General features: G+C 60.2%; 15 protein-coding genes. 7 read left to right on the plus strand and 8 right to left on the minus strand.

All coding sequences use genetic code 11. From position 1 onward, the window contains the following. Window positions 1–35: 35 nt before the first annotated feature. The gene (locus ACR0JN_RS16845; protein WP_480887353.1) at window positions 36–734 is read right to left on the minus strand and encodes a GntR family transcriptional regulator; all 699 of its coding nucleotides are present in this window, start codon (window positions 732–734) and stop codon (window positions 36–38) included. Between the two features lie 107 nt (window positions 735–841). On the opposite strand from ACR0JN_RS16845, the gene ACR0JN_RS16850 reads away from it, so the two are divergent. The 7 genes from ACR0JN_RS16850 (at window position 842) to ACR0JN_RS16880 (ending at window position 7,245) form a co-directional block, all read left to right on the plus strand. After that, on the plus strand, window positions 842–1,546 hold the full coding sequence (locus ACR0JN_RS16850) for an RraA family protein (RefSeq protein ID WP_480887355.1): 705 nt from the start codon (window positions 842–844) through the stop codon (window positions 1,544–1,546). Beyond that, on the plus strand, window positions 1,543–2,370 hold the full coding sequence (locus tag ACR0JN_RS16855) for a creatininase family protein (protein WP_480887357.1): 828 nt from the start codon (window positions 1,543–1,545) through the stop codon (window positions 2,368–2,370). Before ACR0JN_RS16850 ends, ACR0JN_RS16855 begins: the two co-directional genes overlap by 4 nt. Continuing rightward, window positions 2,346–3,329 (plus strand): tripartite tricarboxylate transporter substrate binding protein, encoded by a 984-nt coding sequence (locus tag ACR0JN_RS16860; RefSeq protein WP_480816486.1) that lies wholly within the window; start codon window positions 2,346–2,348, stop codon window positions 3,327–3,329. Before ACR0JN_RS16855 ends, ACR0JN_RS16860 begins: the two co-directional genes overlap by 25 nt. A gap of 66 nt (window positions 3,330–3,395) precedes the next feature. Beyond that, window positions 3,396–3,923, plus strand: a complete 528-nt coding sequence (locus ACR0JN_RS16865; protein WP_480887358.1) for a hypothetical protein — start codon at window positions 3,396–3,398, stop codon at window positions 3,921–3,923. Window positions 3,924–3,957: 34 nt separating this feature from the next. Then, window positions 3,958–5,484, plus strand: coding sequence for a tripartite tricarboxylate transporter permease (locus ACR0JN_RS16870; protein WP_480887360.1), 1,527 nt, complete (start codon window positions 3,958–3,960; stop codon window positions 5,482–5,484). A gap of 73 nt (window positions 5,485–5,557) precedes the next feature. Then, complete coding sequence (locus tag ACR0JN_RS16875; RefSeq protein ID WP_480887362.1) at window positions 5,558–6,739, plus strand: M20 aminoacylase family protein; 1,182 nt, start codon at window positions 5,558–5,560, stop codon at window positions 6,737–6,739. 89 nt (window positions 6,740–6,828) lie between these two features. After that, window positions 6,829–7,245: a hypothetical protein gene (locus tag ACR0JN_RS16880; protein WP_480887415.1), complete on the plus strand. Its 417-nt coding sequence runs from the start codon at window positions 6,829–6,831 to the stop codon at window positions 7,243–7,245. Window positions 7,246–7,420: 175 nt separating this feature from the next. On the opposite strand, the gene ACR0JN_RS16885 is transcribed toward ACR0JN_RS16880, so the two are convergent. The 7 genes from ACR0JN_RS16885 to ACR0JN_RS16915 form a co-directional block, all read right to left on the minus strand. Continuing rightward, window positions 7,421–8,329: a zinc-dependent alcohol dehydrogenase gene (locus ACR0JN_RS16885; RefSeq protein WP_480887363.1), complete on the minus strand. Its 909-nt coding sequence runs from the start codon at window positions 8,327–8,329 to the stop codon at window positions 7,421–7,423. A 120-nt stretch (window positions 8,330–8,449) separates the two neighbouring features. Further along, a complete protein-coding gene (locus tag ACR0JN_RS16890; RefSeq protein WP_480887365.1) occupies window positions 8,450–9,271 on the minus strand; it encodes a RibD family protein in 822 nt (273 codons plus the stop codon). After that, complete coding sequence (locus ACR0JN_RS16895) at window positions 9,258–10,088, minus strand: class I SAM-dependent methyltransferase (protein ID WP_480887367.1); 831 nt, start codon at window positions 10,086–10,088, stop codon at window positions 9,258–9,260. The genes ACR0JN_RS16890 and ACR0JN_RS16895 overlap by 14 nt, the downstream gene beginning before the upstream one ends. Continuing rightward, window positions 10,072–10,467: a 6-pyruvoyl trahydropterin synthase family protein gene (locus ACR0JN_RS16900; protein WP_480816494.1), complete on the minus strand. Its 396-nt coding sequence runs from the start codon at window positions 10,465–10,467 to the stop codon at window positions 10,072–10,074. The genes ACR0JN_RS16895 and ACR0JN_RS16900 overlap by 17 nt, the downstream gene beginning before the upstream one ends. A gap of 46 nt (window positions 10,468–10,513) precedes the next feature. Beyond that, window positions 10,514–11,551 (minus strand): glycosyltransferase family 4 protein, encoded by a 1,038-nt coding sequence (locus tag ACR0JN_RS16905; RefSeq protein ID WP_480887368.1) that lies wholly within the window; start codon window positions 11,549–11,551, stop codon window positions 10,514–10,516. Next, window positions 11,551–12,450 carry a lysylphosphatidylglycerol synthase transmembrane domain-containing protein gene (locus ACR0JN_RS16910; protein ID WP_480887369.1) on the minus strand — a complete coding sequence of 300 codons (900 nt, stop codon included), beginning with the start codon at window positions 12,448–12,450 and terminating at the stop codon, window positions 11,551–11,553. Before ACR0JN_RS16910 ends, ACR0JN_RS16905 begins: the two co-directional genes overlap by 1 nt. Then, on the minus strand, window positions 12,447–13,982 hold the full coding sequence (locus ACR0JN_RS16915; RefSeq protein ID WP_480887371.1) for a sulfatase-like hydrolase/transferase: 1,536 nt from the start codon (window positions 13,980–13,982) through the stop codon (window positions 12,447–12,449). The genes ACR0JN_RS16910 and ACR0JN_RS16915 overlap by 4 nt, the downstream gene beginning before the upstream one ends. Window positions 13,983–13,994: the final 12 nt, after the last annotated feature.

Genomic DNA, 13,994 nt, shown 5'->3' on the forward strand with positions numbered 1-13,994 from the left:
GTTTCACTTTATGTGGTGGCTGCTCTGGTTACTGGCTAGCGACGTTCCAGTGCGATAAGCAGATCGGTCCGGGATCTCGACCGGTGTTTCTTCAGGGCTGCCGCCGCTTCTTCGGCGCGGCGTTCCATCGCCAGACCCATGATCAGCGCGTGTTCTTCATCAACCAACTGGACGTATTCTGGTTCGAAGATCCTCTTGGGCAGCAGAATCCGGCGGTATCGTTCGGAATGCAGGCTGAGTGTGCGGATAAAGAACTGATGCCATTCCGAGGTATGGGCGCCGATCAGGGCCAGATGGAATTCCCGGTGGAAATATTCCCGTTCGATCAGCGAGGTTCCTTCCCGCGCGCGCTCGCGTTCCAGCCGGTGAAACGCCAGAACCATGCGTTCTTCCCATTCGGTATCTCCATGCTGGATCGCCTTGATAAAGGCCTGCGTTTCCAGCTGGTCCCTTAAATCGAGCACTTCGACCAGATCCTCGGATGACAGATCGCGGACGCTGAAACCGGTCATGCCTTTGGTTTGCACAAAGCGTTCACCCGCAAGCCGGTTCAGGACTTCGCGGCAGGACCCGGTCGAGCCGCCATACTCGGATGTCAGCTCACGCACCTTCAGCTTTTGCCCCGGTTCCAGCTTGCCCGACCGAATGTCCTCGAGAATCGAATCGTAGATTCGGTTCGTTATGGGCTCTTTGGCGGTCGAGGCCGCCGAGGTGGGCAAAATTTCCGTGCGCATTATTCATGTTTAACATGCGATCGGGCATCAGAAAATAGTCGAATTTGAAATTATTGACCGAAAATTATGCTTCTGATACAAATCCTGTAATCATCGAAATAAAAAAAATGTTCGAACATATGACTGGCCACTACGACATAACCCCCATGCCGGACCAGATCGACGGCGATATCTTGTCGATGCTGTCGGGTGTTTCGGTCGCAACGGTCGGTCATCTGACCTGGACCGGCTTTCTGGATCATCACCGCATCACCCCGCGCCAGTCCGACAAGCGCATCATGGGAACAGCCGTAACGCTGCGTTTGCCGACGCCGGATTCGACGCTGTTGCACTATGCGTCGGGGAGGGTGCGCCCCGGCGATATCGTCGTGATTGATCGGGCAGGGGATAGCCGTCTGGCCTGCCTTGGCGGCAATGTTGCTTTTGGGTTGGTACAGGCGGGTGCGATCGGTGCCATTGTCGATGGTCCGATCTGCGATCCCGACGAGATCCGCGAACATGATTTTCCGGTGTGGTCCCACGGTGTTTCGCCTATCACCACGCGTCGGACCGGCCCAGCTGGCAGCCTGAACCTGCCCGTCAACTGCGGCGGCGTTGTGGTTCATGCGGGCGATCTGATCATGGCCGACGAGAGCGGCGTGATCTGCATCCCTCGCGCTCAAGCCGCAGAGCTCGCCAAGGCTGCGGCGGCGAAAGAGAACACCAGCACCCAGCGCCGTGCTGAGATGAAGGCCGGGGCCACGCTCGGTGCCTTGTCCGGTGCCGATGATCTGGTCGCGCAATACGCCGTGACCATGGAGACAGCGCAATGACCCAGCTTGCCGCAACCACCATCTTGAACGCCCGCGCGGCTGTTGCCGCCGACACGCCCTTTCTGATCCCGGTGGGGTCGACCGAACCGCACGGGTGCTATACGCCCATGGGGGATTACCGGCTGGTCGATGTGGTCGCGAAACGTCTGGCCGAAGCGACAGGTTGCGTCGCCGTGCCGACGCTGCCCTTTGGCCATGCCACTTACTTTCAGAACGCCCCTGCAGGCATCGCCCTGTCGGCCGAGACATTTGCGGCGGTCTTCTCGGAGATCGTAGAGGGCCTCATTCGGGACGGCGTTCGCAATATCCTTGTCCTGAACGGGCATGGCGGCAATTCCGGGATCATCGCCAATCAGCTTCGGCTGGCGCGCGCCAAGCACGGCATCATCATTCCGTCGGTCAATGTCTGGGGCAAGTTCGACGACGACGTGTGGAACCGCGCGCAGCCCGAGTTCGGCATTCGCGCCAAAGGCCACGGAACCGAGCCGATGGGCTCGCTCAGCCGGTATCTGTTCCCCGATGACTGCCCCCCGCAACAGGATGTGTATCGTGAGGGCAAGGGCGAGATGAACGGTATCCCCCTTGTCTCGATGCATCAGGGCAAGTTCGAGGATCTGGATGTAAACCTACCCGTTTATGCTGAGGACATCAGCGAAGACGCAAAAATCAACGGCGAAAATGTGCCGTTCCGTGCCGAAGCAGGCAAGATCTTCTTCGACGACATCCTGCATAAGCTGACCCGCTTTGTGGATGCTTACTTCAACCTCAAATCTGCGCGTACCAATCAAGGGAGAACACCATGTACAGAACACTTAAAAGCGTAGCCGCAAGCGCGACGATCGCGCTGGCCGCGATGGCCGGCGCCGCAACCGCAGCCGACAACTTTCCGAACGGGCCAGTCACAATCGTTGTGGGCGCGAAACCCGGTGGCGGGCTTGACACATTGTCCCGCATCTTCGCGCCGGCGCTGACCGAAGCGCTGGACGACCAGCCCATCGTCGTTGCAAACCGTCCGGGCGCGGGCCAGTTGATTGGCCTGAAATACACCAAACCTGCAAAGGCTGACGGCCAGACGGTCGTGATGATCTCGGGCTCGGCCATGATCGCGACCATGGTCAAGGAAACCGGCGTTGATGTTCTGAACGACTTCAAACCGGTGGCCCATGTCGCCGTGGCGAACCTGGCCGTTGTTGCGCCCAAGGCGCGCAACCTGAACTCGGTTGCCGATCTGAAACAAGCCATTCTGGATGCGGATGCAGCGGGCGAGCAGCTTCGCTGGGCCCATACCGGCAAGGGGTCGATCACCGATGTCGCCATGACCAGCTGGCTGCTGGCCAACGGTCTGCAGGACAAGGTGCAGGACGTGCCCTTTGCGGGCGGTGCCCCGGCCCGTGCTGCGATCATCGGCGATCAGGTGGCCTTTGGCGTGGTTGGCACGCACCACTATCTGGCCAACCTCGACACCATGAGCGCCATCGGCGTCATGGCCGAAGAACGTGATGGTCTGGCCCCCGACATGAAGTCTTTTGCCGAACAGAACACCGAGTTCGTCGCCATGCCCGCGCCCTACATCGTGCTGGCCCCCAAAGACACGCCGGACGAGGTTGTTGCCGAACTGACGGCGGCGTTCAAATTCGCCATCGACGACCCTGCGACGCAGGAAAAAGTCAAGAACGCGAACCTGAATGTCGTGTTCATGGATGGTGCTGAAACCCACGAGCACATGAAGGTCCTCATGGATGCATGGCGTCCGACGACCGACTCGGTCGCAGGCTCGCTGTAAGAGCATCTTGATCAGGACCAGAGGCGGTGCGCTGCCTCTGGTCAACGGAATGAGGGAGAGAGAGAGATGCCTAGGTGGCTTGACGGCGAGATCCTGTTCGGGATCTTCATGATCGTTGTTTTTCTGGCGGGCGCGTATGATCTGCTGTCCGTTGGTGGCTTGGCCGGGATTGCGCAGGACAGCGGAGTTGCCTTTGCATTGGCCATCATCGTCCTGTCGGTCATCTTGCTGGCCGTGGTTATCCTGTCGCCCGCAGCACGTGCCAGTCTGGAAGAGCGCGAGGACCCGGATGCCTATTTTCCGTTCATGACACGGCGCGGCGTTCTGATTGGGCTGGTGGGCTGTGCCTATCCGATCCTGTTCTGGGCTGCCGAATACATCATCGCCACCACCATCGTGGGCTTTGTCGCGGTCAGCCTGTTTACCGGAGCGTTCGGTCGCAAGCAGGCAACGATCGCGGTGTGTTTCACCCTGATTTCCTACCTTCTGTTCTTCTTTGTGCTGGGCATCACCGAAGGCGACGGCGCGCTGATTTCGACCGGGTTGAACGACAAGGTGCCCACATGGCGCCGCGACTTCTTTGCCGCGTTCTGAACGCATCCGAAGACCGATCAAAAGGACCTAGAATATGTCTCCATTCCTGGAAGGTATGTCGGCGTTCATCACCAGCCCCAGCGCGGTGATTGTTGCCATCATCGGCTCGGTTGCGGGTATTCTCGTCGGCGCCGTGCCCGGCCTCAGCGGTACCACGGCTGTTGCTCTGCTTCTGCCCTTTTCGTTCTATCTGGATCCGCTGATCGCGTTGATCCTGATGTACACGATCTCAAAATCATCGGATTTCGGCGGCTCGATCCCCGGAATTCTGTTCAACACTCCCGGGACCCCTTCCGCGGCGGCAACCATGATCGAAGGTCATCCGCTGGCGCGGAAGGGATACCCGGTAAAGGCGCTGCGTGCGGCCACGGCGGCCTCGGCCACGGGCGATTTCTTCTCGGAATGTCTGCTGATCTTCGGTGCGGCCTATCTTGCCGTTTACGCCGTGAAAATCGGCCCGCCCGAGCTGGTGACGATCTATATTCTGGCCTTTGTGGTGATCTCGTCGATCATCGGTGAATCGATGATCAAAGGCATCATCAGCACCTTGTTCGGCATCACTCTGGCCTTGGTCGGGTTCGACCCGATCTCGGGCAACCTGCGCATGACCTTTGATCAGCTGCCGCTGATGGATGGCCTGCCGCTGGTTCCGGCGCTGATCGGTATCTTTGTGGTCGGCGAAGTGTTCCACCGCTTTGACGTTCGGGATTTCGGCGCGACCTCGCACAAAGACCAAGAGAACCAGAAAAACGAAGTCAGCAAACCCGACGACACGTTCGGCCTTGCGGATTATCTGCGGGTTCTGCCGACGATCGTGCGGTCGATGTTCATCGGGGCCTCGGTCGGCATGTTCCCCGGCATCGGAGCCTCGGTTGCGTCGTTCCTGTCCTTCGGCGAGGCGCGACGTCAGGCCAAGCCCGATGATGAATGGGGCGATGGCGAGGTCAAAGGCGTCGCAGCATCCGAGGCGGCCAACAACGCAACCTCGGGCGCGAACCTGATCCCGCTGCTGACGCTTGGGATCCCCGGTTCAACGCAGGCAGCACTGCTGGCGGGTGCGATGCTGATCCACGGCATCACAGTGGGCCCGCAGGTCTTCACCGAAGATGCCAACCTGATCTATGCGCTGTTCAGCGCCGGTCTGTTCTGCATCGTCGCCTATTTCGTGGTGGGCTTCTGGTTCAGCCCGATGATCGGACGAATCATTCTGGCGGTGCCGGCGCGGATCACCTATTCGCTGATCCTGATGATCTCGGTCTCGTCGGCCTACGTGCTGCATTCGTCGCTGTTCGACGTGTGGATCATGGTTCTGTTCGGAGTGCTTGGCTATCTGTTCCGGCGCTACAACTACAACATCCCCGCCTTCATGATTGCCCTGCTTTTGGGCGGCGGGATGGAGCGTGCGGTGCGCCAGACCCAGCTGCTTGCCAATGACGGCCTCTGGATCATCTTCCAGCGCCCGATTTCGCTGACGATCCTGATCCTGACGGTGATCATGATCATCATGCGGATCAGAAAAGCCCGGATGAACAAGGCGCTTGCCGCCATTCAGGACGATTGATGCCAAACACGGGTCTCCGCCCTCGGCCAGACGCAGGCAGAGGGCGGGGCCTTTTCAATGCATGAGGTTTCTTATGGCCATTCCTTCTGAAATCGCTGCTTATGCCGGTGAAATGACCAGCTGGCGCCGACATCTCCATGCCCACCCCGAGCTGGGCTATAAGGAATTCGAGACCTCGGACTTCGTCGCTCGACACCTCACGGAATGGGGCATCCCGTTCGAGCGCCTGACCGAGACCGGCATCGTCGCAACCCTACGCGCAGGCGACGGCAACCGAGCCGTGGCGCTGCGGGCCGACATGGATGCCCTGCCGATGGTAGATCAGGGTGATGCGCCCTGGGCCTCGACCGTGCCGGGGGTCATGCATGGCTGCGGCCATGACGGGCATACCGCGACGCTGTTGGGCGCGATGAAATACCTGTCGCAGACGCGCCGGTTCTCGGGCACGGTTCACGCGATCTTTCAACCCGCCGAGGAAGGGCTGGCTGGCGCCAAAAGCCTGCTTGATGCGGGCCTCTTCGAGAAGTTTCCCGCCGATATGGTGTTCGGCCAGCACAACGATCCACTATTGCCCGAAGGTGTGATGAGCGTGGTCAAAGGCCCGACAATGGCCGCGTCCGACCGGTTTTCCATCACAGTCACGGGCAAAGGCGGGCACGCCGCGCGCCCGCATCTCACCGTTGATCCGCTGATCGCCGGGGCGCAGGTTGCTTTGTCGCTGCAGACGATCCTCTCGCGCCGCATCGATCCGTTGGAGAACGGCGTGATCTCGGTCACGCAGTTTCATGCAGGCACCACAGGCAATGTGATCCCCGAGGTGGCTGAACTGCAAGGCACCGCCCGCAGTCTGACGCCCGAGGTTCAGGACGAGCTTGAAAGGCTGATTTCCGAGGTTGCCCGCAACGCGGCGGCAACGATGGGGGCCGAGGTCGCCGTCGATTACCGACGCGGCTATCCGCCTGTGATCAACGCGGACGCGCCGACTGATTTCGGCATGGATGCCGCGATTGCCGTTGTTGGCGGCGAGAATGTGATGCTGAAGCGGCCACCGGCAATGGGGGGTGAGGATTTCGCCTTTTTGGCACAAGCGCGCCCCGGTTGCTTTGCCCGGATCGGCACCACCAAACCCGGAGAGCAGGCCGTGCCGCTGCACAATCCGCGTTACGATTTCAACGATGATGTCCTGCCCGTCGGCGCGGCGTGGTTTGCCGAGATCGTTGAGACCGTGCTGGCCCCGACCAGCATGCCCAACTGATATGGGCACTGTTCTGGAACGCTTCGCGGATTGGTGTATCTTTTCCCAATCGACAGAACGTCAGCGCGCACTTACGGCCGCTGCAATCAATAGAACCGCATCCCGAATGCGAAATGCAAGCCGGGTTTTCCATGTTCTATTGCATCGCGCGTGCCGTGCGGGCGGGCCGGTTGTACGTCGCGGATTATACCCCTGAAGGGATCGAGGTCTATGCGGACGAACCTCTGCTGGGCCAGATCAAGATGGCTCACTACACAGTCGAGGAAGAAGCGTTCGAAGACTTTCTGCCGCGTATCCTGACCGCGGCACTCGTGGACGGATCGTTAGTCGAGCGGGTTACGCGCAATCCAAAGGGCAACATCACCAAGCCATTCTTGGAGACGCAGAAACGTGAAAAATTCCTCGACTGTATGGGTGGACACTCAAGCGCAGAGGGTCTTTACGAACAGTTGCAACACTTGGTTGCGCTGAGGTCTCTGGGCGTCTTCATCCCATTGTTTTGGTGAAGTCGCTGGGCCTGAGCCCATCATCAGGTGCGCAGCAGATTTCGGACGGTGCTTCAAAGCAAGCCTGCGTGAATATCGCGTGGGATTGCAGAGTTACTTGCCAACGAAGAGGCCACGCGTTTCCTCTCCCGTCCAGCCTAAAAGTACTATGCAGCGGTCAGTTCCGGCAGGACCGTTACGTGCTGGCGTACCTTATCCGGTGGCAAAGGGTGGATGGGTCATCCAGTATTGCCCCGTAGTTTTGCGGCAAATCGTCAAACACTGTTTCACCTGAAATAAGCGCGTCCAGAGCCGGGTCTTTCAATAACGCGATAGCCTTGCCCAATCGCCTGCGGTGATCCCAGCGTGCGGCCATATGCGCGGGGATGCGCCCAACCTGACTGCTGACGATCCGCAACCGTTCCTGGTGAAACTGGGCACCCAAGGGCACGTTGCTTATGCGATTTCCGTACCAACTGGCTTCTACGATTGTCGCCTCGGTCCCTGCGGCGGCTATGGCGGTTGCCAGCCCTTCAGAAGTCGCAGAAGCATGGATCACTACATCCGAGTTCCGAGGTGCCGCGTCCGGGGTCGCAAAGTTACAACCAAATTGCTGCGCAAGCAGGGCCTTGCCGGGGTCGATATCCACGACGCAAACCTCGGTTCCCGGAATCTTTGCGCAGAGATACCCGGTCAAAGCCCCCACAACTCCGCCGCCGACAATGGTGACCCTGCTTCCAGCAGACACGCCCGCATCCCAAACAATGTTCAACGCTGTTTCCATATTGGCCGCCAAAATGGCGCGGGCGGGCGGGATGTCGGGGCTGACCGTGACAGCTGAGAGCGAGGGTACGCTGAACTGCGTTTGATGAGGATGCAGAACAAAAACGACCTCACCCGCCCGTGGACCGGATTGCACGGTTCCAACCGCCGCATAGCCATATTTGATCGGGAATGCGAAACTTCCCTCCTGAAACGGTGCGCGCATGGTGTCAAAAACGCTCGGCGGAACCTGCCCCCGGTACACCAGACGTTCCGTGCCCCGGCTGATGCCGGAGTACAAAGTTTTGACCAGTATGTGGTCCGGTTGTTCTGTAACAGCCACGTCCCGGAATTCAGCGATTTCAGCTTGAGTGATCCAAAAAGCTCTGGCGGTTGGGTTTGTATCGGCTGTCATTGTCCAGATTTGGTTTGGCGGGTGTCAGGGTCCGTAGGCAAAGGAACGTCAGGGCGCATGGGCTGCTGTGCGACATGGAAGAGGATACGACATTCCTTGCACAAGTGCAGGTTCAAGCGTGCAGTCAAACAGCACATCCGTACCAAGACCATAGGCATCCGTTTTGGGGCGCAGCGCTTGCGCCAGACTTGCGACCGGCGACGTGGTCAACCCTTGCGGGCCAGCGCCGATCAACAAGGGCGCAACCGCGACGTGCAGCCGGGTCAGCAACCCGCCCTCGAGGAATTGCGCAATCGTTATCCCGCCACCTTCGACCAGAATCCGGTTCAACCCACGCTGACGCAATGCTTCAAGAATCTGTTCAGGTGAAATCCAGCGGGTTCGCGGCAGCTTGATCACCTCGATATGGTCCGGGCGTGGCACATCCACGGATTGGACGACGATGCAGCGTGCAGTGCGGTCCTGCATCAGGCCAAGGTCGGCGGGCATGCGTCCGTTTGGGTCAATGATCACACGAACCGGGTTTTGCCCCTTTACCATGCGGACCGTAAGGCGCGGATTGTCATGAAGCGCTGTTTTCACGCCAATCACAACCGCATCGGACAATGCGCGCAGCCGATGCAGGTGCAAAAGGCCGTCACGCCCCGAGATATCTTTGGCGTCCCCCGAAACAGTCGCGATGCGTCCGTCCAAAGACTGCCCGATCTGCGCCACCACCTGGCCTGATCCCTGCGGCTGCGCCAATGCACCATAAAGCGCGATGGCCCGCTTTTCGCCCTCGGTCCAATCCGGTCCGCACAAACAGCCCTGACCAGCCCGCACGGCGAGAATGCGGTCCCAAACCCTGGCGGTTACGTCAACGTCGTGCATCGGGGCCTCCGGGTTCTGCTGCGCTTTGACGGGTCTTTCGCTTCGGGATTGCCAAGTGGTCGGTATGGCCAATTATCCCCTCGGTGTCAGAGACGGCGTTTTGCCTGTCCCGGCACCATCCCGGCGCTTGCATGGCACCTGCTTCGTGCGCGGCGCGCCCAATTCCGGTCAACAGCATGTGGTGGAGGGCTGTTTCTTCCACCCCGAGCCGCCACGGGCTGTCAGCTGAAATGACATCGCAGCCCCTTACCTGGCACAGTTGGGCGAATCTTGAACCCGAGTCCGGGCCGAGAGCCGGGCCCATGCCTTTGTCTTTCTTCTGATGTCGGTTGAACGCCTGGGTAATGGCATCGTCGCGCAGGTCGCTGGGGGACCAACGCATGATGCCGTTATAGTTGAGGGCGGTGTAAATCGGTATCCCTGCGCTGAACGCCTGTGTCATCAGTGCACCGACCCAGTCTTCCGGCATAAGGTCGAACAGGGCCGATGCAGTAATCAGCCCCACCCCGTCAAGGGGCAGATCGCCAGCATGGCGCAGGTCGCCCAGAACACACTCTGCCTTGGGATGGCGGGCATTGGCGATGCTCAGCAGGGCCGGATCATTGTCAAAGAACCGCCAGTGCAAATCCGGGAACCCGGCGGCCGCAAAGGCCCGCGCAGTTGAACCGGTGCCGCTACCCAGATCAAGGATCGTCATCCCGCCATCTACGCAGGCGGCGGCCTGCGCCAACAATCCCGGCGCGCGCGCTGCGTGATCGACCGGTTCCCGCAGGCTCAGCCAATCCGGTTGGAAAAGGGTCTCAGATGTCTGCTTCATACCATCCACGTGCCACATGGCTTTCGTGCAGTTGGACCCGGATTCGCCGGACACGGCCATTGTCACCAAGCCCGCTGGTTTTGGCGACAGTTCTGAGCTGATCCCAGATGTGGTGGCACAGGAATTCCGTCGTGGTGATTTTCCCCTTGAACGCAGGCACGTCGTCCAGATTGGCGTAGCGCAGGGGGGCCAGGGTCTGTGCCAGGGCTTCGGTGGCCAGACCGATATCAACGACCAACCCGTTTTCATCCAGATCTTCGGTGTAAAAGGCCGCATCCACAACAAATGTGGCCCCGTGAACCCCCTGGGCAGGGCCAAAAACGGGTGAGGGCAGGGAATGTGCGATCATCACGTGGTCGCGGACTTCGACGGCAAACATAAGCGTTCCAGTTCATTGCAGGGGAATGGGAGAGTAAAAGGGCGACTCATCGGGCAACCTTTGTGATCACATCTATGAAAGCCTGCGTGGTGTCATGCCAGGTCGGCAACTTCGCGGCCCTCTGTTCCGAGGCCCGCGCAGCCTGAGCCAGTAGATCGGGATGTTCCAGAAGGTTGCGTAATTCTGCGGCAAAGGCTTCGGGTCGGTCCGGGGGCACCAGACAACCCGCATCGCCAACCGTGTCCGGAACTGCACCAACCGCGCAGGAGACTACGGGCAACCCGTGCAACATCGCCTCGCTCAGGACCATTCCGTAGCCTTCGTACCGCGTGGCCAAGGCAAAGATACTGGCGCGCCGATAGGCACCCTCGATCGCGGCGGCATCCACTTCGCCCGCCATATGGAGGCGGTGCCCGAGGCCTGCGCTGTTGATGCGTTCCCGCAAAACAGCCGTGTAGTCAGGATCTTGTGGTCGGCCTATGATTTCAGCTTGCCAGGGCAGATCGGCAATTTGCTCCAACGCGGCGATCAGCACGTCATGCCCTTTGCGCGGGGCCAGCAATCCAACGCTCAGGATAAGAGGCGGCGAAACGGGCGCGGGTATGGTTTGTGGACGGTTGAAGCCGGGTTGGGCCACAGTTATACGATCCGAAGAGACCTCGAAATCGGCCGAAAGCGTCCGCGCGATATGGGTGCTGGTCACGATGACATGCGCGGTATGCTGCAGAACGGCTGCCTCATTGCGGATCAACTCCGCCGCACGTGCCGGGGGCACACCGGTTTCAAGGCCAAGCGGATGGTGAACAAGCGCGATGACCGGCGCGTCGATGTTGGCAACTCCGTCGGGGGGCATCGCGCCCAAAGCCAGGCCATCTACGATGATCGGGGCAGAGCCCGGAACGGATTGCAAAACATCCAGAGCGGTTTCCATATCCCCGGGCGGTGCGTCCGGGAAGCTGCCCGGCAATTGCAGATGCGTGGTCGCACATCCGGTCTTGTTCAGCAAAGCCAGCACCATCGCGTCATATATATAACCTCCGGTGCGCTGATCCTTGTCTCCGGGTATTGCAAACACTGCGTTCATTATGCTTTTTCCAATGATCTGGTTTCTAAAGAAGACTCTGTTCGAACGAACATAAAACCAAAGGCGGGGAAAGCGGCCAGCAGCATGACCGCACCGTAGCAGATGCCCATGGCGATCCCGGCCTCGGCCGGAGCGCCCGCCAATGGCAAGAGGGCAGCCGCGGCGCCTTCTCTCCACCCCCATCCCGCGATTGAAAGCGGGATGAGCATCGCGCAAAGGACCAAAGGCAGGATCGTAAAACAGGCCTCAAGAGGTAATACGGTGCCGGTCGCCCGCGCACTGGCGTAAAGGCCAAAGATCAACAGGGCGGCCGCCGTCACCGCATGCAACGCGATATCCGGCCGGGCCATAAGGCCAAGGCTGAATCGTGTGAATCTTGCAGTCACTCTTGCCTTTGCCAACCACACGATGGCGCTTGTCGCAAGGATCAGGCCGGCGCCCAGAATCCATCCTGTGGCATTGGGCCACTGAATTCCCCCGGGCAAGATCAGCGCGGCGCTCAGGCCAACGACGAGGATCATCAGCAGGGCAGCCTGCCCCAGAAGCCGTTCCGCCAGCACGGAGTGGGCCGCGCGTTTCAAGTCGCCGTGGCGCCGGGTTCGTATGGCGCGGCTGACATCTCCGACAACGCCGCCGGGCAGGATCGAGTTTGCGAGCAGGGAAATATAGTACTCCCTCAGCGCTTTAAAGTAGCTGATGTCCAACGCAAGGGCGCGCGCCGTGATCTGCCACCGGCGCGCCATGGACAACGTGCTGCAACTGAGCGCCAGAACGGCAATCACGATCCAGACCGGGTCGGCATCGCGCAAACGTAACCAGACATCTCCGGCCGCGCAGTACCACAGCAAGCCGCCCAAGAGCGCAAGCGATCCGAGTAGCCGTAGCAGGCGTCCGGTCATTGCCCCGCCTCCGCCAGTTGAGCAGAAGAGGTGAACGCTGCAAGGAAATCATCCCGGAAGGAGTCCATACGGCGCACCGGTCCGTCTGCCTGCGGCACTATCCCATTTGTCCACCCCCATTGATCGATAAGCGACAGCACCTCGGGCGGGCCGATCACGTGGACTGGGACGTCGCGATTATCGCTGCCAGCCACAAATCCAGCGGCCTGATGATCCCCTGCTACAATGACGAGGGGGGCTTGCGGGCCCAGAGTGGCGACGTGGGAAAATACGGCCTGCAGGCTGTAGTCGACCGAACGCCGATAGGCGTCACGCACCGCGTCCCGATCCTTCCACAACTCACGCGGCGACGGGCCCTGTTCGGCCATCGGGTTGAATATGGTTCCATTCCCCACATCCGTCCAAGGGATCATATGTGGCACCGGCGTCCATGGCGCGTGTGACGAGATCAGAGCCACCTGAACAAAGTCGGGCCGCAGATCGGGGGGCAACAGGTCGGGATATGCCGCAAGCGTAAACTGATCGGGCATTGTCACCCAGTTGAATCGCTTGCCCTGATAAGGAATGTCTGCTGCCGCAAAAACATGGTCGAACCCCATCGCGCTGCTTTCTAGCCACGCCAGTGTGATGGCTGGCATGATCGCTGACGTGCGGTACCCGGCATCCTGCGCGTAATGGAACAACCACTTGCGACCGCTTGCGATCATCGCGTTGTACCGACCGTTGTCCGAGGCCCACAAGCCCGTGGCCAGCGTGCCATGTGCCAACCAGCTTTCGCCGCCCGCCGTGGGGGAGGTCAGCCAGCCGCTTTTGATGGACATTCCGGTCTGCGCAAGGGCCGCCTCGGCCTGCAGCAGGGTTCTCTTATGCGTTTCCGAATACAATGGGTTGTCGAAGCTAGCGCGTCCGTAGCTTTCGATCCACACAAGCAGCACATCGCGACCTTGCAACCGGTCCAGCAAGCCTTGGGCCTGTCTCATCCGATCCGATTGCGCATCGTTCCGGAACTGGGCAAGATCCGCTGCAGTCGCTCGCATTTCGGTGCCTCGTTTATAGACAAGGCGTGAGGTCCAGGCGGTACCGGGTGGGCTGCGTTCAAAGCGCCACTGGTTGAGGTGATGCCCGATATCGGCCACGGCCCATGCGCCCGTGACCAGAAGGCCTGCTGCTGCTGCGGCCTTGGCCCAGCTGGGGGTTGGCAGCGAGCTCCACGCCGTCAGCGCCACCCGCAGCGAGACGAAAAGCAGGATCACAAGGGCGCATCCGACAAGCGCCAAGGCAATTGCCATTGGCTGGCCGATACTGTCCTGCAACAATCCAAACCCGGCATCGACAAGGAACGTATCAACAATCGGATTAAACGTCCGGTTATACGCCGTGAATGTTGCGTAGTCCGCCAGTTTCAAAAGGGTTGCGACGACCAGAACCAGGGCCAGACCTGTCGCTAGACCCCGGACCCTGCCCAGTGTGATCATCAGCAGCAGGATCACGGGCAATTCCAGCGGCCAGCGCTGCAGGGCAGACCAGGTCATCGTTCCGGGATG

It is taken from the genome of Ruegeria sp. G12, from assembly GCF_056533565.1.

Excerpts from the sequence above, each read along its gene's own strand:
- ACR0JN_RS16845 (WP_480887353.1), bottom strand. The coding sequence starts at position 734 with ATGCGCACGGAAATTTTGCCCACCTCGGCGGCCTCGACCGCCAAAGAG.
- ACR0JN_RS16850 (WP_480887355.1), top strand. The coding sequence starts at position 842 with ATGTTCGAACATATGACTGGCCACTACGACATAACCCCCATGCCGGAC.
- ACR0JN_RS16855 (WP_480887357.1), top strand. The coding sequence starts at position 1,543 with ATGACCCAGCTTGCCGCAACCACCATCTTGAACGCCCGCGCGGCTGTT.
- ACR0JN_RS16860 (WP_480816486.1), top strand. The coding sequence starts at position 2,346 with ATGTACAGAACACTTAAAAGCGTAGCCGCAAGCGCGACGATCGCGCTG.
- ACR0JN_RS16865 (WP_480887358.1), top strand. The coding sequence starts at position 3,396 with ATGCCTAGGTGGCTTGACGGCGAGATCCTGTTCGGGATCTTCATGATC.
- ACR0JN_RS16870 (WP_480887360.1), top strand. The coding sequence starts at position 3,958 with ATGTCTCCATTCCTGGAAGGTATGTCGGCGTTCATCACCAGCCCCAGC.
- ACR0JN_RS16875 (WP_480887362.1), top strand. The coding sequence starts at position 5,558 with ATGGCCATTCCTTCTGAAATCGCTGCTTATGCCGGTGAAATGACCAGC.
- ACR0JN_RS16890 (WP_480887365.1), bottom strand. The coding sequence starts at position 9,271 with ATGCACGACGTTGACGTAACCGCCAGGGTTTGGGACCGCATTCTCGCC.
- ACR0JN_RS16895 (WP_480887367.1), bottom strand. The coding sequence starts at position 10,088 with ATGAAGCAGACATCTGAGACCCTTTTCCAACCGGATTGGCTGAGCCTG.
- ACR0JN_RS16900 (WP_480816494.1), bottom strand. The coding sequence starts at position 10,467 with ATGTTTGCCGTCGAAGTCCGCGACCACGTGATGATCGCACATTCCCTG.
- ACR0JN_RS16905 (WP_480887368.1), bottom strand. The coding sequence starts at position 11,551 with ATGAACGCAGTGTTTGCAATACCCGGAGACAAGGATCAGCGCACCGGA.
- ACR0JN_RS16910 (WP_480887369.1), bottom strand. The coding sequence starts at position 12,450 with ATGACCGGACGCCTGCTACGGCTACTCGGATCGCTTGCGCTCTTGGGC.
- ACR0JN_RS16915 (WP_480887371.1), bottom strand. The coding sequence starts at position 13,982 with ATGACCTGGTCTGCCCTGCAGCGCTGGCCGCTGGAATTGCCCGTGATC.